Annotated in this window: 22 protein-coding genes, 4 tRNA genes and 1 riboswitch; of the genes, 18 read left to right on the forward strand and 8 right to left on the reverse strand. The window is 40.8% G+C overall.

Going from position 1 to position 19,780, the window contains the following annotated elements; all coding sequences use genetic code 11:
• Positions 1–3 precede the first annotated feature (3 nt).
• From lolB to panD, 10 genes are all read left to right on the forward strand, one after another.
• Positions 4–573 carry a lipoprotein insertase outer membrane protein LolB gene (gene lolB, locus CAP51_RS16095; protein WP_087621856.1) on the forward strand — a complete coding sequence of 190 codons (570 nt, stop codon included), beginning with the start codon at positions 4–6 and terminating at the stop codon, positions 571–573.
• Position 574: 1 nt separating this feature from the next.
• A complete protein-coding gene (gene ispE / locus CAP51_RS16100) occupies positions 575–1,417 on the forward strand; it encodes a 4-(cytidine 5'-diphospho)-2-C-methyl-D-erythritol kinase (RefSeq protein WP_087621777.1) in 843 nt (280 codons plus the stop codon).
• A tRNA-Gln gene (locus CAP51_RS16105) sits at positions 1,416–1,490 on the forward strand. Before ispE ends, CAP51_RS16105 begins: the two co-directional genes overlap by 2 nt.
• Positions 1,491–1,510: 20 nt before the next feature.
• Positions 1,511–1,585, forward strand: a tRNA-Gln gene (locus CAP51_RS16110).
• A gap of 19 nt (positions 1,586–1,604) precedes the next feature.
• Positions 1,605–1,679, forward strand: a tRNA-Gln gene (locus CAP51_RS16115).
• 113 nt (positions 1,680–1,792) lie between these two features.
• A tRNA-Gln gene (locus tag CAP51_RS16120) sits at positions 1,793–1,867 on the forward strand.
• 333 nt (positions 1,868–2,200) lie between these two features.
• A complete protein-coding gene (locus CAP51_RS16125) occupies positions 2,201–3,154 on the forward strand; it encodes a ribose-phosphate pyrophosphokinase (RefSeq protein ID WP_087621778.1) in 954 nt (317 codons plus the stop codon).
• Positions 3,155–3,253: 99 nt separating this feature from the next.
• Positions 3,254–3,889, forward strand: a complete 636-nt coding sequence (locus CAP51_RS16130) for a 50S ribosomal protein L25/general stress protein Ctc (protein ID WP_087621779.1) — start codon at positions 3,254–3,256, stop codon at positions 3,887–3,889.
• 7 nt (positions 3,890–3,896) lie between these two features.
• Positions 3,897–4,487 (forward strand): aminoacyl-tRNA hydrolase, encoded by a 591-nt coding sequence (gene pth / locus CAP51_RS16135; RefSeq protein WP_087621780.1) that lies wholly within the window; start codon positions 3,897–3,899, stop codon positions 4,485–4,487.
• A 113-nt stretch (positions 4,488–4,600) separates the two neighbouring features.
• Positions 4,601–4,981 carry an aspartate 1-decarboxylase gene (gene panD, locus CAP51_RS16140; protein WP_087621781.1) on the forward strand — a complete coding sequence of 127 codons (381 nt, stop codon included), beginning with the start codon at positions 4,601–4,603 and terminating at the stop codon, positions 4,979–4,981.
• 74 nt (positions 4,982–5,055) lie between these two features.
• Here the strand turns inward: panD and CAP51_RS16145 are convergent, their stop codons facing one another.
• The 3 genes from CAP51_RS16145 to CAP51_RS16155 all read right to left on the reverse strand — a co-directional run bounded on the left by CAP51_RS16145 (position 5,056) and on the right by CAP51_RS16155 (position 6,837).
• Positions 5,056–5,880, reverse strand: coding sequence for a siderophore-interacting protein (locus CAP51_RS16145; RefSeq protein WP_087621782.1), 825 nt, complete (start codon positions 5,878–5,880; stop codon positions 5,056–5,058).
• Positions 5,881–5,913: 33 nt separating this feature from the next.
• On the reverse strand, positions 5,914–6,441 hold the full coding sequence (locus tag CAP51_RS16150) for a PadR family transcriptional regulator (protein WP_087621783.1): 528 nt from the start codon (positions 6,439–6,441) through the stop codon (positions 5,914–5,916).
• A gap of 189 nt (positions 6,442–6,630) precedes the next feature.
• The gene (locus CAP51_RS16155) at positions 6,631–6,837 is read right to left on the reverse strand and encodes a DUF2798 domain-containing protein (protein ID WP_483855336.1); all 207 of its coding nucleotides are present in this window, start codon (positions 6,835–6,837) and stop codon (positions 6,631–6,633) included.
• Positions 6,838–7,185: 348 nt separating this feature from the next.
• Positions 7,186–7,321: riboswitch (FMN riboswitch) on the forward strand.
• Positions 7,322–7,412: 91 nt separating this feature from the next.
• Here CAP51_RS16155 and ribB point away from each other — a divergent pair.
• On the forward strand, positions 7,413–8,072 hold the full coding sequence (gene ribB / locus CAP51_RS16160) for a 3,4-dihydroxy-2-butanone-4-phosphate synthase (protein WP_087621785.1): 660 nt from the start codon (positions 7,413–7,415) through the stop codon (positions 8,070–8,072).
• 29 nt (positions 8,073–8,101) lie between these two features.
• Here ribB and CAP51_RS16165 read toward each other — a convergent pair whose 3' ends face one another.
• On the reverse strand, positions 8,102–8,587 hold the full coding sequence (locus CAP51_RS16165) for a DUF1289 domain-containing protein (protein WP_425426832.1): 486 nt from the start codon (positions 8,585–8,587) through the stop codon (positions 8,102–8,104).
• A 140-nt stretch (positions 8,588–8,727) separates the two neighbouring features.
• Here CAP51_RS16165 and trhO point away from each other — a divergent pair, with 140 nt between their 5' ends.
• The 3 genes from trhO (at position 8,728) to CAP51_RS16180 (ending at position 11,270) form a co-directional block, all read left to right on the forward strand.
• The gene (gene trhO, locus CAP51_RS16170; RefSeq protein WP_087621787.1) at positions 8,728–9,663 is read left to right on the forward strand and encodes an oxygen-dependent tRNA uridine(34) hydroxylase TrhO; all 936 of its coding nucleotides are present in this window, start codon (positions 8,728–8,730) and stop codon (positions 9,661–9,663) included.
• A gap of 245 nt (positions 9,664–9,908) precedes the next feature.
• A complete protein-coding gene (gene tmpT / locus CAP51_RS16175; RefSeq protein ID WP_087621788.1) occupies positions 9,909–10,571 on the forward strand; it encodes a thiopurine S-methyltransferase in 663 nt (220 codons plus the stop codon).
• Positions 10,572–10,658: 87 nt separating this feature from the next.
• On the forward strand, positions 10,659–11,270 hold the full coding sequence (locus CAP51_RS16180; protein WP_087621789.1) for a DedA family protein: 612 nt from the start codon (positions 10,659–10,661) through the stop codon (positions 11,268–11,270).
• A 50-nt stretch (positions 11,271–11,320) separates the two neighbouring features.
• Here the strand turns inward: CAP51_RS16180 and gltS are convergent, their stop codons facing one another.
• The 3 genes from gltS to CAP51_RS16195 all read right to left on the reverse strand — a co-directional run bounded on the left by gltS (position 11,321) and on the right by CAP51_RS16195 (position 13,660).
• Positions 11,321–12,550 (reverse strand): sodium/glutamate symporter, encoded by a 1,230-nt coding sequence (gene gltS / locus CAP51_RS16185; RefSeq protein WP_087621790.1) that lies wholly within the window; start codon positions 12,548–12,550, stop codon positions 11,321–11,323.
• Between the two features lie 324 nt (positions 12,551–12,874).
• Complete coding sequence (locus tag CAP51_RS16190) at positions 12,875–13,402, reverse strand: YecA/YgfB family protein (RefSeq protein ID WP_087621857.1); 528 nt, start codon at positions 13,400–13,402, stop codon at positions 12,875–12,877.
• 48 nt (positions 13,403–13,450) lie between these two features.
• Positions 13,451–13,660 carry a PA3496 family putative envelope integrity protein gene (locus CAP51_RS16195; RefSeq protein ID WP_087621791.1) on the reverse strand — a complete coding sequence of 70 codons (210 nt, stop codon included), beginning with the start codon at positions 13,658–13,660 and terminating at the stop codon, positions 13,451–13,453.
• Between the two features lie 376 nt (positions 13,661–14,036).
• On the opposite strand from CAP51_RS16195, the gene rpoD reads away from it, so the two are divergent.
• On the forward strand, positions 14,037–15,929 hold the full coding sequence (gene rpoD / locus CAP51_RS16200) for an RNA polymerase sigma factor RpoD (protein ID WP_087621792.1): 1,893 nt from the start codon (positions 14,037–14,039) through the stop codon (positions 15,927–15,929).
• A gap of 108 nt (positions 15,930–16,037) precedes the next feature.
• Positions 16,038–16,325, forward strand: coding sequence for a YbeD family protein (locus CAP51_RS16205; RefSeq protein ID WP_087621793.1), 288 nt, complete (start codon positions 16,038–16,040; stop codon positions 16,323–16,325).
• Between the two features lie 429 nt (positions 16,326–16,754).
• Here the strand turns inward: CAP51_RS16205 and CAP51_RS16215 are convergent, their stop codons facing one another.
• Positions 16,755–18,260 (reverse strand): SmvA family efflux MFS transporter, encoded by a 1,506-nt coding sequence (locus CAP51_RS16215; protein WP_087621795.1) that lies wholly within the window; start codon positions 18,258–18,260, stop codon positions 16,755–16,757.
• A gap of 128 nt (positions 18,261–18,388) precedes the next feature.
• On the opposite strand from CAP51_RS16215, the gene CAP51_RS16220 reads away from it, so the two are divergent.
• Together CAP51_RS16220 and lipB are read left to right on the forward strand one after the other, a co-directional pair.
• Positions 18,389–18,967: a TetR family transcriptional regulator gene (locus CAP51_RS16220; protein ID WP_087621796.1), complete on the forward strand. Its 579-nt coding sequence runs from the start codon at positions 18,389–18,391 to the stop codon at positions 18,965–18,967.
• 81 nt (positions 18,968–19,048) lie between these two features.
• Positions 19,049–19,714 carry a lipoyl(octanoyl) transferase LipB gene (gene lipB / locus CAP51_RS16225; protein WP_087621797.1) on the forward strand — a complete coding sequence of 222 codons (666 nt, stop codon included), beginning with the start codon at positions 19,049–19,051 and terminating at the stop codon, positions 19,712–19,714.
• Positions 19,715–19,780 lie beyond the last annotated feature (66 nt).

Consider the following 19,780-nt stretch of genomic DNA (forward strand, 5'->3'; position numbering starts at 1 on the left):
TCTATGAAGTTAAAACCTACACTGTTTTTTTGTACTGCCATCAGCCTTGGTCTTGCCTTAACCGGTTGTCAGACCATGCAAAGCCCAAGCAAAATTACATCCCAACAGCAAACAGCACAGCAATTTAAAATTACCGGTAAAATCGGTGTACGAACACCACAGCAAAATGGTTCGGCATTTTATGGCTGGACTCAGGTTGGCGATCAGTTTGCCATTGATCTTACCGGTGCACTGGGTATTGGGCAGACCAGTATTCGCGGACAAGTTGGCGATGTCACCTTGACCAGTAGTAAAACAGGCACCATTCAGGCCGAAACACCGGAAGAATTACTGTTCAAGGCAACTGGTTGGCAAGCCCCCATTACCTATCTGATTTCATGGATCAATGCCGAACCTGCCAGCAAAAATGCCGAAGTCAAAAAAGATACTGCGGGACGTATTGAAAATATTCAGGAAGGTGGCTGGTCTGCAACCTTAAGTTATTCAGATCAACAAAAATTGCCAAATAAACTTGTCTTAATTGATGATGCACAGCAAAATCGTGTGACCTTGACGATTCAAACCCGCAATTGATATGAACCCGATTCGCATACCTTCACCGGCAAAACTTAACCTGTTTTTACACATCACTGGTCGCAGGCAAGATGGTTACCATGAATTACAAACCATTTTTGCCCTGATTGATCTATATGATTATCTGAGTTTTGAATATACCGTTCAGGATCACATTGAAGTCAAAGGTTTACAGCAGGTCGAGCAGCAGCACAATTTGATCTATCGTGCCGCGCAATTATTATTACCTTATCGGAAAACAACACAAGGTTGCAGTATTACGCTTGAGAAACATATTCCCATGGGTGCAGGACTCGGCGGTGGATCTTCCAATGCCGCAACGACTTTGCTGGTACTGAACAAATTATGGCAATGCGGACTCGATCAGTCACAATTACTTGATCTTGCGATTCAGCTCGGTGCCGATGTTCCTATTTTTATTTATGGACAAAATGCATGGGCTGAAGGAATCGGGGAAATCATTACACCGATCACAGATTTACCAGAGAAACGCTATTTGATCTTAAAACCTGACTGTTTTATCAGCACTCAATCATTATTTTCACAAAAATTATTGACAAGAAATTCAAAGCCAACTAAATTTGCCGCCTATCAACAAAACCCAAGTGATTTTGGAAATAACTTCGAAGCAATTGCCCGAACATTATATCCAGAGGTTGAACAGGCTTTTCAGTATTTAAATCAATACGGCAAAGTAAGATTGACAGGTACAGGGGCTTGTGTTTTTGTTGAAATAGATTGTGATGCAGATACAGATGTAATGTTGACCCATGCACCATACCCCGGGTATGTTGCCAATAGTTTAACAAGCTCACCTGTACTTGACATCGTACAATCGCTGTAGGGGCGTCGCCAAGTGGTAAGGCACCGGGTTTTGATCTCGGCATCCGTTGGTTCGAATCCAGCCGCCCCTGCCATTATCTTATAAGTTCTATTTAGGGGCGTCGCCAAGTGGTAAGGCACCGGGTTTTGATCTCGGCATCCGTTGGTTCGAATCCAGCCGCCCCTGCCATTATCTTATAAGTTCTATTAGGGGCGTCGCCAAGTGGTAAGGCACCGGGTTTTGATCTCGGCATCCGTTGGTTCGAATCCAGCCGCCCCTGCCAATTACCTGCAAAATTAATCCAGATAATTCAATAGTTTGTAAAAATCCCATAAAATTTTTATTGTATTCTATTGTTGACAAATCGTGGATTACCTATTAAAGTTCACACCCATTAGGGGCGTCGCCAAGTGGTAAGGCACCGGGTTTTGATCTCGGCATCCGTTGGTTCGAATCCAGCCGCCCCTGCCAGTTTCCATAGTATATTTTTTTAAATTACCGTTGAAAAAATCATAGATTTTACGCTTGGACAAAGTTGCATATCGCTTATTTTTTGTGGGAAAAATCTTAGATTCTACCTTCAGACAAAGATGCATACATCGAACTTGGTCCTCGTCGCAAAAGTCATGGATTTTTCCCTTGCACTCGAGCAAAACAGTATATTGCTTGATTTTTTTGGGAAAAGTCATAGATTTTATGCTCGGACAAAGTTGCATATTGCTTAATCCTCGTTGGAAAAATCCCAGATTTTTCCCTTGCGCTCGGGCGAAGCAGTGCTTCGCTTAATCCTCGCTCAGGTGTTACATGCCCAATCTTGTCGTATTTAGTGGAAATGCTCATCCACAATTAGCCCACAAAGTTGTTAGCCACTTACATATCCCTTTAGGCTCTGCCTCTGTCAATCGTTTTTCTGATGGCGAAATCGCTGTGGAAATTACCGAGAATGTTCGTGGTAAAGATGTATTTATCGTACAATCAACCTGTGCGCCAACCAATGACAATTTGATGGAAATTTTAGTGATGGCCGATGCGCTGCGCCGTTCAAGCGCAGGTCGTATTACCGCTGTTATTCCATATTTTGGCTATGCTCGTCAGGATCGTCGTCCACGTTCTGCCCGTGTACCAATTACCGCAAAAGTCGTTGCAGATATGCTGACCACCGTCGGTATTGACCGTGTGGTGATGATCGACCTACATGCCGACCAGATTCAGGGTTTCTTCGATATTCCAGTGGATAATATCTACGGTACACCCGTGTTATTGGCAGACTTACGCCAACAACACCACGACAATCTGATGGTTGTTTCTCCAGACGTAGGTGGTGTGGTACGTGCTCGTGCGGTTGCCAAACAAATGGGTGATATCGACCTCGCCATTATCGACAAACGTCGTCAAAAAGCCAACGAATCACAAGTCATGCATCTGATTGGTGATGTAAAAGATCGTGATTGTGTCATCGTTGATGATATGGTGGATACAGCGGGTACATTATGTAAAGCTGCGGATGCCTTAAAGCAATTTGGTGCACGTCGTGTACTGGCTTATGCAACGCATCCGGTGCTGTCTGGCAAGGCAATTGAAAATCTTCGTAATTCTGTGATTGATGAGTTGGTGGTGACAGATACCATTCCACTGTCTCAAGCTGCACTGGATTTAGGTAAAATACGTCAGGTTTCGGTCTCTTCTATGGTCGCGGAAACAATTCGTCGTATAAATAATGAAGAATCTATTAGCGCAATGTTCGATAGTTATCTATAATATTGCACTTTCGAACCCTATGGATATCGATTCATAGGGTTTTTATTCGCTAAGCTGGTCGCAAACTTAGCGGTTTCTTTAAACTTTTGAGGTATTCTCATGAGCAATTTTGTATTAAATGCTAGCGTTCGTGACGCTGCGCAAGAAGGGAAAGGTGCGAGCCGCCGCCTTCGTCGTGAAGCTAAAGTTCCTGCTATCATCTATGGTGCAGACCAAGAACCAGCATCTATCACTCTGGAATTACGTGAAGTGGTTAAAGTGCTTGAAAGCGAAGCATTCTTCTCTTCTATCGTTGAAATCAACTTAAACGGTAAAAAAGAAAGTGTGATCATCAAAGCATTACAACGTCACCCTTCCAAAAACACACCATTACACGCAGACTTTTTACGTGTAAAAGCTGGTGAAGCGATTACTGTAAATGTTCCGTTGCACTTCGCAAATCAAGAAGAAGCCAAAGGCGTTAAAGCAGGTGGTGTTGTATCAATCAATGCAGCTGAAGTTGAAGTTTCTGTACTTCCAGCCGATTTACCTGAATCAATCACTGTTGATTTGGCAGATTTAGACGTTGGTGATGTAATTCACCTGTCTGACATCAAATTGCCAAAAGGTGTAACTTTAACTGCACTTCAAGGTGAAGGTCACGACTTAACAGTTGCGTCTATCACTGTAGTTAAGGCGGAAGCTGCTGAAGAAGCGGCGCCAGAAGCTGCTGAAGAAGAAGACAAAGGCGAGTAATCCTTTGATGAGTGATCGTGATCAATCGCTGTCGCTCATTGTCGGTTTGGGCAATCCGGGTGCGGAATATGCCCAAACCCGACATAATGCTGGTTTTTGGTATGTTGAACAATTGGCCGATCGCTATAATATTCAACTCAAAAATGACAGCAAATATCATGCGATTTCCGGGCGAGGTCAAATTGAAGGACGTGATGTCCGGTTATTACTTCCGCTCACCTACATGAATCGTTCCGGTCAAAGTGTTGTTCCCTTTGCCAAGTTCTATCAAATTCCAACCCAAAATATCCTTATCGCACACGATGAGTTAGATATGAATCCTGGTGTCATTCGTCTTAAAAATGGCGGTGGGCACGGTGGACATAATGGTTTAAAAGATATTGTCCCCCATCTCGGTGCAGATTTTTTACGTTTACGCATTGGTATCGGTCATCCGGGTAGCAAAGAGCGAGTATCAGGTCATGTATTGAGTAAAGCACCTAGTGCTGAACAAACTCTGATTGATCAAGCCATCGATCATGCCTTGGCACAAACTAAAGCGCTCATCAACGGAGATGTTGCTCAGGCGATGAATGCCATTAATGCATTCAAAATCTAGGGTAATGACCAAATCAACTTGTATTCCACTATCAAAAATTGCAAAATGCACAACTGAAAGGTTGTAGCAGCTCATGATGTCGTCGTCATGAGATTTTACTGAGGAGTATTCCCATGCAATCTCGCTTATTAAAATGCAAAATCCATCGTGCAGTAGTCACTCAGGCCGAACTACATTATGAAGGCTCATGTGCAATTGATGGCACGCTGATGGATCTGGCAGGTATTCGTGAATACGAAGAAATCCATGTCTGGAATGTCACCAATGGCAAGCGTTTTACTACTTATGCCATTCGTGGTGAGGATGATTCCGGCATTATCTCTGTCAATGGTGGTGCAGCACATCAAGCCGAAATCGGTGATATTATTATTATTGCAACTTTTGGTTTATTCGATGAGAAAGAAGCGGCTGCACATCAGCCTCGCCTCGTGTATGCAAATCCGAACAATACCGTAAACCATACTGCAAATTGCATTCCGGTACAGGTTGCCTAAACCAATTTCATAAAAATTTTATCAAAAAAACATCTTCTTTATCCAGAAGATGTTTTTTCATTTTTAATCACCAGTTAATCTTCAATTGAATCATGTGCACCGGGATTTCCTTTTTTCCAGTAGCCACTTGCCTTAGTCCACTGTTTTTGTGCACCGTGCTCCAGCATTTCTTTTCTTAACTGTCTGGCCACATTGGTTTCTGCGGCAATCCATGTATGAAAATCCTCTGCCGGGAACTGATACTGTGCCAATGCAGCAAGTAACCCATCTGCTTGTCCAGCGTCCTGACCATTGCGGTATAACCAGTGAATTTGTGTCTGCGCAGCACTATGCAACGTAATTTGATCCTGCTCGCTTTCTACCTCAATCCAGACATGTGCATGACTCGCTGCTGGCAACTCTTCCAGACGACGAGCAATTGCTGGAATTGCAGTATCATCACCAATCAATACATAATGATCAAATGCAAGTGGCTGAACCATTGACCCTCTTGGTCCACCAATTCCCAATTGTTGACCGACTCTGGCTTGCTTGGCCCAACTTGTTGCATAACCAGTATCATGCAAGACAAAATCAATGGTTAATGTACCCTGATCTGCATCAAAATATCGAGGTGTATAATCTCTTGCCACAGGCTTATCTTCCGGATTAGGGAAGTCCAGCCCACGCCCCGAGAATGTCGGGATTACCACTGCATGTTCTGGATCGGCATAGAAAAACATTTTGATATGATCGTCAAAGCTCGCACTGACAAAATCTTTTAGACTCTCTCCAGTAAAAACGATTCTTTTGAGTGTAGGTGACAATAATTGCACCTCACGCACAGTAATGGTTCTAAATTTTAATTCGTGACGTACTCGATAGGCTTTACGCTGTTCGATCAATGTTTGTTGATTCATGATTACTCCGACAGCATGAGGCATGCTGTTTGATTAAATTTGGTCAATTTGTCGTACAGTTTGGTCCAGAATATCTGCCAACTGTTGTGCCTGTTGTGCAGTTAAACCTTGTTGTTCCAGTTTCAAATGTATGGCAAATTTAAGATTTTCAATGGCACGAATAACAACCAGTGGACGAGCCGCTCTTTGTTTTACTCGATCCAGAATATGCTGTATATGTGTGGCATTGCGTTGATATTCTTCCTGTCCCAATGCAGTAATTTGGTAAAACACTTTATTTTTTGCATGGGTTCCAGGCTGCTCTTGTTCTATATCCGGTGCAGGTTCAAGCTTAACCAGCAATTGCTCATCAACCAGTTGATTCAGTGCAGGATAAATCACACCCGCACTCGGTCGATATAAGCCAAAGCTTAATGCTTCAACTGCATTCATCAACTCATATCCATGCTGCGCTTTTTGCTGTAACAAGTGCAACAAAATCAATCGTAAACCACCATGACCAAAACCACGTTGCTTCTTGATACGAGGTGTGCCAAAGTCATTTTCTTCAGATGATTTCATATGAATTATCCTTTCCAGATATAAAAAAGATATATCTAAATAATATTTTTAGCAACCCATTTTTTGTTGTCTTTAAAAACCAAATGCATTCGATAGATTAAATGATCAATGAATGACATAGATATTCTGTCAAGACAACACATTAACGGATTTACTAAAATCTAGAAGCAGTCTTTAACTCAAAATTGCTTAATGCGGTGGCTCTACTAGCATAAGTGTCAATTTTTTAACAATAGGCAATGCGAGCAATAGCACTGGAAAAGCAATCAGCCATGAAATGACCCAAGCCCCAATCCAATCTGGCAGGGTAAAATTGCTAAATCCGAGACTCTTTAAGGTACTGATCATTGAAACCACGCAGGTCATCAACAAGGACAATAAAAAAGGCATCACAATGGGATTAAAACGAGCGGGTAATTTTTTTTAAATAAAAGTAATTCATTAAGATTTATCTCCGTAAGCCAACCAACTTTTGCACCAATTAACGTCATCAAAAAGACATCACACAGTGCCACGCTCAGCTGGCATCTGTTGGTGCGTTGATTAACGTAAACGCTTACGGCATTTATTTTTGCGGTTTAAATCCTATTCATCTACACACAAAATGTCAAGTTATAATAATAATCATCGCCACAACCATGAATTTAAATTCTTTTAAAACATATTCATATAACAATATCTATAATTTAAATTAAGGATACTTAACTTTAGATTGCTTTTTTCAAGTGAATGCTACTAAAATAAATTTATCTTCAGGGCGAGGTGCAATTCCTCACCGGTGGTAAATTGCATCTTGCAAAAGCCCACGAGCGATTTTTTAAATTGCAGATTTGGTGTAAATCCAAAGCCGACGGTATAGTCCGGATGAAAGAAGACATTTCTCTAATAATCTTTAGTATTGTTGGAATACGCCTGCTTTTCTTAATATGTCCTGAAATGTTCCCACGTATATTTTACGAGAGCGTTTCATTATGTCTAGTTTACTTCCTGCCGAATTTTTTTACGCTGCACTTGCGCCTATCGAACAACGCATTGCACAAGCCTTGCTTGACCTAAAAGCAGGCAAACCTGTCTTGGTCATGGATGATTTTGATCGTGAAAACGAAGCCGATCTGATCATTGCTGCCGAAACCCTCACTGTGCCGACTATGGCACAAATGATCCGTGACGGTTCTGGTATTGTTTGTCTTTGTCTCACTGAACAACTGGCTAATCATCTGGAACTTTGTCCGATGGTGGAACACAACTCCAGCCAATTCCAGACCGCATTTACCATTACCATTGAAGCCAAAGAAGGTGTAACCACTGGTGTTTCTGCACAGGATCGGGTCACCACAATCAAAGCAGCGATTAAAGACGGTGCCGTTGCTTCGGATTTAAACCGTCCGGGCCATGTATTTCCATTACGTGCACGCACAGGTGGCTTATTGACACGTCGAGGCCATACCGAAGCCAGTGTCGATCTGGCAAGACTGGCAGGATTAAAACCTGCCGGTGTACTGGTTGAATTAACCAATTTTGATGGTTCTATGGCGAAGGGGCTACAAGTGCTGTCTTATGCACAAACTCATCAGTTAACAGTATTAACCATTGAAGAAATTGTCAGTTATCGCTTAAGCAATAATGTTTGATGAACTGCTCTTATCATTCCCTTGATAATTTATTCATCGTCATCAAATTCATTGATGTTCTGATGAATAAAACTCGCGCGTAACCAGGCCAGTTCATAGCTGGCTTGTGCCAATGCCAGTACACGATTTTCAAATGCTTTCCATGTGGGTTTAATTTGTTGCTGTGTTAAACCCAAACCACTTTCTTCTGCACAGGACGGCATTTTTTCACACAGCTTTAAGGCATGGTATAACTTACGTCCCACACTTGCATTGGGCATCAGTCGAATCCGCTTATGCTGTAAAAAATGCATAATCTTGATCAAGTTATACTCAGGCAACATTGGCACTAAAATTTGATCAAGCTGGGCATCTAAACGCTGCCACACCGCAGCTTTTTCTTCGGCGGTATAACGATTCCAGTTGATCACTTCATGATTAAAACGTCGGCAGCCGCGACAGACACTATCACCAAAAACGGTTGAGCAGCGACCAGCACAAGGTGTCAATGCGCCAAGCGTGTGTGTTTTGATGATCATATTTGACATGCAGCAACCTATCTCTATAACCCATATTTTGTATAGGGTTTTATCGCTTTATCTTTCATAATTCGCTAGAATAGCGCACTGATTTTTTTTATCAACCTAATAACTAACCTTATCTCGGAGTTAATCCCATGAACGCTACTGTAGAACAGCTTGCACCTGTCGCAGCACAAGCGACCGACAACCAGTGGGTTGTGGCAGCACTTTATCAATTTCGTGAAGTTTCAGATCCAGCAGATTTACAACAACGCCTGCTTGATCTCGTAAAAACGATTAATTTGTGCGGCACGCTGATTGTAGCAGGTGAAGGGATTAACGGCACAGTTGCAGGTGATCAACAGGCGATTGACACAATTCATCAATTTTTGATTGATGAAGGTTTCACGGCGATGGAATATAAAGAATCTTTCAGCCATGATAAACCATTTCGTAAAATGAAAATCAAACTGAAAAAAGAAATTGTAACGCTGGGCGTAGAAGTTAAGCCCCGTGATTTGGTGGGTCATTATTTAAATCCGGAAGAATGGAACGAATTAATTGCGCAAGACGATGTGATTTTGATCGATACCCGTAATGACTACGAATATAAAGCGGGCACATTTAAAGGGGCGATTGATCCGAAAACCGAAACTTTCCGTGAATTCCCGGACTATGTACGTCAACAATTGGCAGATAAAAAAGATAAAAAAGTTGCCATGTTCTGTACGGGTGGAATTCGCTGTGAAAAATCGACTTCCCTACTTTTACAAGAAGGTTTTAAAGAAGTTTATCACCTTAAAGGTGGTATTTTAAAATACCTTGAAGAAACCCCACCAGAAAAAAGCCTGTGGGAAGGTGAATGTTTTGTTTTTGATGGTCGTACTGCGGTTACACATGGTGTTCAAGAAGGCATTCATGAAAAATGTCATGCCTGTGGTTGGCCTGTCACACCAGAAGAACAAGCCTTGCCAAGTTATGAACATGGCGTTTCCTGTATCCATTGCATCGACAAAACCACTGAAAAACAAAAACAGGGTTTCCGTATGCGTCAGGCACAAATCGTCGCAGCAAAACGCAAACGTCTGTAATCTATATATCTAGCAGTATTTTCCATGCCATAGCTTGTCTATGGCATTTTTATGTTTATAGTATTTATTTTATTGAATTAAGAATCGCCTGAAACTTCTCACAGTCTATCGGATTATCATAAGGACAATTGGCAACATGACGTAATGTACGGCCTAAAATATCCAGTTCGACAATCATTTGATCAATTTTAACTTGTACACTGTCAGTTTAGCTTCATTTATGATCATTTCAATATGGAATTTATATGGATACTGAATTTTGGCAACAACGCTGGCACAACCATCAGATAGGTTTTCATCAGGCACGGGTTAATCCTTACCTCATTCAATATATTAAAAATTTTAAATTACCTAAACATGCACGTATCTTTGTGCCTTTATGCGGCAAGACTCTAGATATCTCATGGTTACTGGCACAAGGGTATCGGGTTTGTGCCATAGAACTAAGTTCGCTTGCGATTGAACAGCTGTTTAGCGAACTTGATATTCCCTATCAGATAACTGTACAAGACCAGTTACACTATTATCAGGCAGAACATCTGGATGTGTATGTCGGGAATATCTTTGATTTACAACAGAATCAATTAGATCAAGTTGATGCCATTTATGATCGGGCTGCTCTCGTGGCGCTGCCTTTAGATATGCGCAAAAAGTACACACAACATTTAATTCAACTCACACAAGCTGCGCCCCAGCTATTAATTAGCTATGACTACCCCCAACAGCTTTATGCAGGCCCACCCTTTGCAGTATCTGAGCATGAAATTCTGCGACATTATCAGTCCAGCTATGAGATTACCTTGTTACAGCGACATGTGCTAATCGAAGATAAACTGGCAGAAAAGTTTAAGGGTCAAGGGACAATTGATGAAAATATCTGGCAACTGATGCCAAAACCCCATCGATAATGTCAAAACAAAATAACCTAAAACATCTGGTATTTATCATATTTCTTTTGCAAACTTTTAATCCCTTATCAACATCAAATATATAGCATGGATTTAAAAGAATGGGTCTTAAATATCATGGAACAACTAGGCTATTTAGGTATTGCCCTGCTGATGTTTCTGGATAATATTTTTCCACCTATTCCCTCAGAAATCATTATGCCCTCGGCCGGTTATACTGCCTCACAGGGGCAACTACAATTGTTTGGTGTGATTATTGCCGGTAGTATCGGCTCAATACTCGCTGCGGCAGTGTTGTACTGGATTGGACGAAAAATCCCTAAGTCTGTTCTGTTCAATTGGGTTGATCGTTATGGCAAATATCTGTTTATCAAATCCACAGATGTCAGCAAGGCATTGCATTGGTTCGAGCAATATGGTCATCGTATTGTGTTTTTTGGCCGGATGATTCCAGCAATTCGTTCCCTGATTAGTATCCCAGCTGGAATCAGTGGTATGCCTTTTGGAAAATTCATACTGTACAGTAGTGTCGGCACACTGATCTGGACGACATTTTTAGCCTGTATAGGATTTTATTTCGGTGAAAATCAGGCACTGATGCACAGTGTATTAAACAAGGCTGGCTTGGTGATCTTAATAGGATTGGTTGCTTATTTAATGCTATTTTTATATAAAAAGTTGGCTAAAAAACACCATTAAAAATGGCAAATCCAATGCTATCCATTGAATCTGCCATACTTATTTTCTAATTAACCAAATATTTTAAGAAACGCCTGAATCACCACCACATTGACCAGATCGATAAAGAATGCACCGACCAAAGGTACAATCAAAAAGGCTTTATGCGATGGGCCATACATATTGGTAATGGCCTGCATATTGGCAATGGCATTGGCTGTTCCGCCCATACCAAAACCACATAAGCCCGCACCCAATACGGCTGAATCGTAATTACTGCCCATGACCTTAAATGTTACATAGACAGCAAAAAGCCACATTGCAACAGTTTGTGCAATCAATAAGATAATCATTGGCAGAGCCAAATCAGTCAATTGCCATAATTTTAAGGACACCAGTGCCATTGCCAAGAATAATGCCAAAGCGGTATTACCAAATACATCAATTGCACGATCAAAAATTTGACGTTTAAATACAGTTTCCAGAACATTACGAATAATAATGCCGCCACCTAAAGCCCAGACAAAAGTCGGCAACTCAAATACTGTATCCACCGTTAAATCACGCATAATATTGGCAAACGCCAGCGCAAAAGCAAACATACCCAAAGTTGAAATCGCATTGTCTGAGGTAATCAACCGAACGCGTTTAGGTTGTTCAAAAATATATTCCGGTTCAGTCGATACCTGACTATTACTGTCCTGCTCTTTTTGCTGATTGATGGGCGAAGCAAGATGATGCTTACGAATCAGATATCTGGCCAAAGGACCACCCATCAAACCACCAATCACCATACCAAAAGTAGCACTGGCAATCCCCATGGGTAACGCGCCTTCGATACCATATTTGGTTTCAAAGATTGGTCCCCATGCACCTGCTGTACCCAAACCACCAATCAGTGCAATTGATCCGGCAACGACACCCATCAATGGTTCCAGACCAACAGCTTTTGCCACGATCATACCCACACCATTTTGCACCACAACAAATGCAGAAATCGCAACCAGGAAAATGACCAAGGGTTTGCCGCCTTCGCGCAGTTTGGCAAAATTTGCACTTAAACCAATTGATGCAAAAAACATCAGCATAAATGTATCTTGCATCAATTTATTTACAGAGACCGTATAGCCGAAATAATTATGCAATATGAAAAAGATAATCGCACCAATCAAACCACCTGCAACAGGCTCGGGAATATTATATTTTGTCAGGAAAGGGATTTTTTTATTTAAGATACGTCCGGTATAGAGCACCAAAACCGCAAGCATTAAACTAAAAGTAGGATTCAGAATATATTCCATCCAACACTCCTATTTATATAGATTCATTTATACAGATGATGAAAATCATAAATGATTGAAAATGAACTAATCTAAAGATGTAGATTGTGATTAGAATAGCCGATAATACCCAAGCAATGAGATCGGGTAAAATTAAAGACGGGAGATGATACCTGATAAATCCTTTATCGTCACAAATTTATTTATTTTTATGGGAAAAATAAAAGAGTAATCCCTAAATTCAGGACGTGGCGAATATCGATATAATGTCTAAAGCAGTCACTTCAAACGATTAATCTCGCCAACCTGAACAGGCATTACTCTTATTTTAAAGCAAGATGCAGATCAAGCACTTGGTGCATGATAAAGCAAATAAATTTCGGTTAAATTATCCGGAATTTCCTGAGCAAGATCATCCATCAACTGACCATTGCGGCGGAAGGATTCCATTTGTGGATCTTCTTCATCAATGCCACTAAACACCATGATCGGCAATGTCAGTTCAACCAGATTATCTTCCAGCTCTGGAACAAACCATGCTTCTTCGTTAAGAAACATCGCATCGACAAAACCAACACTCCAGTCGCCTAGACTTGAATCGACATCCGCTTCTTCGATTTCGAAAGGAAATTCGATTAATTCTTCATTCGCCAGTGTTTGCTGAATATCTGCAAGCCAAAGCTCGATCTGTTCAATTACCTGCTTGGGAACTTGTTTGTCCTGCTCATCGAATAATAAAGACAGCCAATTTGTTAATGCCGGACCCACTGCAACAGCACATAAGAAACCATGTGTAGCAGCAAAATCTAAACCAAATTCGTTATTTTCACCATCCAAGTAATCACTTAACTTGTCTAAATCTAATGCTGCCATACCATTGCCCATCCCACAAAAACATCACTACTCAATTTGAACAACGGATTAATCTTCATCATCGTCCAGATCGTCGTCATCGAAATCATAATCAAATTCTTTTAACTCGCGCTGTAAACGACGCTCTGCTAAAAGATCATCAATCAATCGACGTTTTTCCAATGACTCCTTTGCACTGATTTTACTGGCAGTTTCATCAAACTGCGTATCATCATCAGAAAAGTTATCATCTAATTCAAAATCTTGAGAACTCGCCACGCAAATTACCCCAAATAAAAAATGAGAGCGTTAGCCGCTATTTATCTGGGCTAAATAAAATTGTCAAGCACTAAATATTAATTAACTGTTTTTTATAAGATTAATCCCTATGTTACAATTTGGTTTTTTACCATCGGTTCAAATTTTTTAGGGCTAGCCGATTTCTCCGATTTCGATATCATTTAAACTTGAAATTTAAAAATTTATCCCAATATTGCAAGGATCAACGAATTACTGACCTAGTCAAGTACCGGGTTTTTAGGCGTATGGTGCAAAATTTTTCTACATAAAACCGTTGTTGTAAAATTACAACAGTGGTTTTTGTGCTATGATGCACTGTTTCACGATCACAGATTCAAAACAAGAGTGAGCTAAGATGAGCGATATGCATTCCCCGACCTCTCAAGTTGCGGCATTAATTAGCCGAGGCAAGGAGCAGGGTTATTTAACTTACGCTGAGGTTAACGATCATCTCCCGGACTCGATTACCGAAAGTGAGCAAATTGAAGATATCATTCAAATGCTTAATGACGTCGGTATTCCGGTTCACGAGCGCGCTCCAGAATCTGATGACATGATGCTGGAAGATTCACCGGATGCCGGTGATGAAGTTGCAGCAGAAGAAGCAGCAGCTGTGCTTGCTTCGGTAGAAAGTGAGCCAGGTCGTACCACCGACCCAGTACGTATGTATATGCGTGAAATGGGTACGGTTGAACTGTTAACACGTGAAGGTGAAATCAGTATTGCCAAACGGATTGAAGACGGGATCCGTGATGTTCTACATGCCATCGCTTACTGGCCGAATACTGTAGAAGTCGTTTTAAACGAATATAAAGAAACACTGACAGACGAACCACAACGTCGTTTAGCCGATGTATTATCCGGCTATCTTGATTTGGAATCAGAAGAAGAAATTCCAGAAGTGCTTGAAGATGAAGCACTAGATGACGATGATGAAAGCACGAGCACATCGACCAAAGACGTTAAACTTGATGATGACGACGAAGAAGATGAAGAATCTTCGGATGACAGTGATTCTGAAGGTGAATCTGGTCCGGATCCTGAAATTGCCAGACAACGTTTTAACGAACTGGAAAATATCTGGAACGAAACCAAAGCTGTCTTGGCCAAACATGGTCGTAATAGCCCAGAAGGTAAAGCACAACTTGAGGCAATGGCGTCCATCTTTATGATGTTTAAGCTGACCCCTCGTTTATTTGATCTGGTTTCCGAAATGATTCGTGGCACTCATGATCAAATCCGCTTTAACGAAAAAGAAATCATGCGCTATAGTATCCGCCGTGGTCGTATGAGCCGTGATCTATTCCGTAATACCTTCCCAGGTAACGAGTCTAACCAGGCTTGGATTGAAGAACAAATCAATGCTGTAGACAGCAATATTAAAGGCCATCTTGAAAAAGTTCGCCCTGACATTTTGGCTTTCCAGCAAAAGATTGGCGAAATTGAAAACGAGCTGGGTCTGAGTGTTAAAGAAATCAAAGATATTTCCAAACGTATGGCAATTGGTGAAGCAAAAGCACGCCGTGCCAAAAAAGAAATGGTTGAAGCCAACTTGCGTCTGGTGATTTCGATTGCTAAAAAATATACCAACCGTGGCTTACAATTCCTTGATTTAATTCAGGAAGGTAACATTGGTCTGATGAAAGCGGTAGATAAATTTGAATATCGCCGTGGTTATAAATTCTCGACTTATGCAACATGGTGGATTCGTCAGGCAATCACCCGTTCGATTGCCGATCAGGCACGGACCATTCGTATTCCAGTGCATATGATTGAAACCATCAACAAGATCAATCGTGTACAACGTCAGCTTTTACAGGAAATGGGTCGTGAACCGACACCTGAGGAACTGGGCGAACGTCTGGAAATGGACGAAGTCAAAATCCGTAAAGTGTTAAAAATCGCCAAAGAACCAATTTCGATGGAAACACCGATTGGGGATGATGAAGATTCGCATCTTGGTGATTTTATCGAAGATCAAAACATCACCTCTCCGGTTGATGCAGCGACTTCAGAAGGTCTACGTGAAGCAACTCGTGAAGTCTTGGAAAACCTGACTGAACGTGAAGCGAAAGTATTAAAAATGCGTTTTGGTATTGATATGCCAACCGACCATACCTTGGAAGAAGTCGGCAAACAGTTTGATGTAACACGTGAGCGTATTCGTCAGATTGAAGCCAAGGCATTACGCAAATTACGCCACCCTTCCCGTTCAGAACATTTACGTTCATTCCTTGAGAATGACTAAATGGGCATCATGCCGATGGGGTATTGAAATATGATCATTCAGCCCCATTAAATGAAAAGAAACATAAAAACGCCTGCCTCACGCAGGCGTTTCAACTAGGGGAATATCATGACAGACCGCACACCATCTCGTGAGTTACAAGAACATCTTTGGGTATTCCCTATGGACTATCCGATCAAATTGATTGGCAATGCAGGCGATGATTTACGTCTTGCCGTTATCGATATTCTGGTCAAACATTTTCCAGAATTTGATGAAGCAACCCTTAAAACTCAGCCTTCAAGTTCAGGCAAATACCATTCGATTACTGCGCAATTGCGTTTTGAAGAACTGGAACAAGTACATGCCCTTTATGCAGATCTGGCTGCTTGTCCACATATCAAAACTGCACTCTAAAATTGAGATGATTTAAAGCTCCTCCACGTAGGAGCTTTAACTATTTTAAACATGATATAAGCGCTTCATATTATATTTTTACCCTATTTATATTTTTAAAAAGAGTAACCATGAATAATCTATCTACTTCACAACAACTAAAACGTCTAGAAACTAAGCGCCGTAGTTTATTCATTACATCAATCTTGCAACCGATATTCATGTTTCTGATTATTTATTATTTTATAGGTTTACAAAGTGCTCAGGACTTTCCTGTTATTATTGGAATTGCAGTACTTCTAGTGATATTAAATCTGCTCCAGCTTTTATATTATCATGTCAAATATAAAAAATTAAAAAGAACAGACATTCAAACATCAGTAGATGTAAAGTGAATATAATACTCACTTTACGCTTCGATATATTGCTTATACCTCTACCGATAAATATTTAACCTAAGCTCTCCACAACGCGATCTTTTCTGTGCGGATTAGGCAGCCTTAACCAAACATAAGCAGCTAGAATCATCAATAAAATGCCTGAGGTATTTAATACCTGACGATGTGATCGGATAAATGCAGCCTTGGCATTGTCCTGAATTTGTGTGGCTAATGAGATATCCATATCATTTGCAACATACATTGCTTCACCAATTGAACTACTTACTGCGGGTATCAGTGCTTGGGGTAAATCGCTTGGCATGACAATAGACTGCATATAAAACCAAGATAACATGAGACCAAAAAATGCCACACCAAAACCTGCCCCCAACTCATAGGCCATTCCTTCTATCGCCCCGGCCGCAGCTGCTTTCTCAGGCGAAACAGATGACATAATTGCTGCGGTTGACGACAACAAAGCAATTTGCACACTTATACCAAGTAAAATCATCATCCCCCATGCCTGCAATTGCGCCGAAGCAAAGTCGGTATGCGCCAAGCCAAACATACTTAAACCACTCAATAATATGCCGGTTGTTGCAATTCTTCTAAGACCAAATTTATTCACTAAAACACTCGCAATCGGTCCACCACAACTAATAGCAAGCATAAATGGTAAAACAAACAATCCAGCTTCAAGTGCTGTATAGCCATAAACAAATTGCAATTCTTGAGAAATCAAAAGCTCAAATCCGACCAATGCCATCATTGCCACAATGGCCATAATAATTCCGGTAGAAATAAAGCGATTTTTAAACAAATGAAAATCAATCATTGGAGATGCAGAACGGAACTGATTTTGAATAAATCCAGCCAACAGCGCAAAACCGACCGTAAATATTGTAATACTCATCCAATTAAACGCTGTGATTCCAGTTTTTAATGCATAAATAATACTGAGAATTGCAATGACAAGAATTAAAGCCTGTAGCAAATTTAAATTCTGCGTGGTTTGAACTTTTTGCTTTGGTACAAAAAATATTGTCATCAGTAAAACAAGTATAATCACAGGGATATTAATTAAAAAAACAGCCCCCCAATGAAAATGTCCCAAAATTGCTCCCCCTAATAAGGGGCCAAATGCTGCACCTCCACCGCCGACTGTTGCCCATATCCCTAATGCAAAATTACGCTGTTTTTCTTCCAGAAAGGTATTACGAATGGCTGATAATGTAGCCGGAATAATCATCGCCGCACCAACAGCAAGCAAAGCACGAGAGGCGATTAAACGCATTGCGGAATCAGAGAATGCAGCAAAAACAGATGCAATACCAAATAAAGTACTACCGATGATTATCAATCGTTTGAATCCAATACGATCACCCAATGCTCCCATCGGCAAAATCAAGCCAGCCATGACTAGGGAGTAAATATCAATAATCCAGAGCAATTCTTTATTGGATAAAGCCAGTGCTTCACTTAACGTCGGTGCAGCCACATGTAATATGGTCGCATCCATCGCCACAGGAAGATAAATCAAAATCACAATTGCTAAAATCAACCACCTACGAAACATAACACACCAAACTGGACAAACGTTCAAATTAAATTTTAGCCAAAATTGAACATTTGTCCAATTAGTTTTTTAGGTTATTCTGTAAACTGAATTTATTCCCCTATCCCATAAATGAAATATCAGATCTTATGAGCTATCTTAACCGTGAACAAAGACGAGAAAGCATTTTAGATGCAGCGAAAAAAATTGCTCTATCTGAAGGTCTAGCTGCAATGACCGTGCGTAAAATCGCAAGTGAAGCCCAAATATCCGTAGGGCAAATTCATCACCACTTCTCCTCTTCCTCCCATCTCAAAGCAGAAGTATTTCTCTGCTTGATGCAGCAGTTAGATGAGATTGCCAACACTATGGAAACTCAAGATTCCATTGCACATTTATTATTGTTACTGGGCTGTATAAATTTAGAATATGCCCAACCTTATTTTAGACTATGGAATGAAGCAGAAATATTGGCAAAACATGATGCAGAATTAAATAATGCCTATAACCAAGCCATGCAGGAATGGCACCAATCGATTCAGCAGGTCATTCAGCAAGGACAAGATCAAAATATATTTAAAAAAAATCATCCAAGCGAAGATATTGCCTGGCGATTGATCGCCTTTGTTTGTGGCTTAGATGGTATTTATAAATTAGGATTACAGGGTTTGAAGGAACAAGACTTCACGCGTCACACTCAAATTATAATAAAAGCAGAATTATTCTAAGTGATTTATTCTGCCCCAAATTACACTCAGGAAAGTGATATGATTTTTATATATCACTTAATTTTTTTGGATTAGGACGCTATGAGCAATGTTGCACCATTGATTCAACCACAATTAATCATTCATACATTTGAGCAATTACAAGATTACACTGAAAAATTTGAAGCCATGAAGGAATTTACCTTCAACCGCGATGAACATAGTATTGATCAACTCTGGTTATTACAACATCCTTCTACCCTGACCCAAGGACAGGCTGGTAAAGCGGAACATATTCTAATTCCAACCAATATTCCCGTAGTACATACGGACCGTGGCGGTCAAGTGACTTGGCATGGTCCGGGTCAGCTGGTGGCCTACTTTTTGTTTGATCTCAACCGCCTGAAATGGCATGTGCGCGATCTGGTGGATTTTGCCGAAAATATGATGCTCTGGATTTTGCAACAATATGGCATCGATGCCTATACCAAAAAAGATGCACCAGGCGTCTATGTTGATCAACGAAAAATTGGTTCCTTAGGCTTTAAAATCCGCCGTGGTCGTAGTTATCATGGTCTGGCATTAAATATAGATTGTGCCCTAGATGGCTTTCACACCATTAATCCTTGTGGTTATGCTGGTCTAGAAATGGTAAGACTGTGTGATTTGGTCCAGCCAACCCCTACTTTTTTGCAAGTCTGTGATCTGGCCCAGAAGTTTATCAAACAGCAAAATATTTTTGCAAAAATTGACACTCAAGTTCATTAAAAGCACTTGCGTTCTCGGGAAAACACACCTAGAGTAATTACTCTAATCTTAATTGTTTTTACATGA

The organism is Acinetobacter populi (genome assembly GCF_002174125.1).
Taxonomy (GTDB): Bacteria; Pseudomonadota; Gammaproteobacteria; order Pseudomonadales; family Moraxellaceae; genus Acinetobacter; species Acinetobacter populi.